Below are 231 nucleotides of genomic sequence, written 5' to 3' on the forward strand. Positions count from 1 at the left end.
TACCTGTGTACATTGATTTCTTTGCACATATGTCTTTGTGGGAAGGCGCACGTATTGCCGGAGCACAAATTCATCCGTTCATGCATAACAACACCAGTCACCTAAGAAAGCAGATTTCACGTCACGGTTCAGGGATCATTGTTGTGGATTCGGTTTACAGCACTATCGGGACCATCGCTCCTCTACGTGATATCTACGAAATAGCACAGGAGTTTGACTGCGGCCTGGTTG

1 protein-coding gene is annotated in these 231 nt (G+C 46.8%); it reads left to right on the top strand.

Going from position 1 to position 231, the window contains the following annotated elements; translation table 11 throughout:
- The coding region (locus O4H47_RS18100) for an aminotransferase class I/II-fold pyridoxal phosphate-dependent enzyme (protein WP_269395413.1) at positions 1–231 on the top strand (231 nt) is incomplete at both ends.

Source organism: Maritalea porphyrae, from assembly GCF_027213965.1.
In the GTDB taxonomy this organism is placed as follows: domain Bacteria; phylum Pseudomonadota; class Alphaproteobacteria; order Rhizobiales; family Devosiaceae; genus Maritalea; species Maritalea porphyrae_A.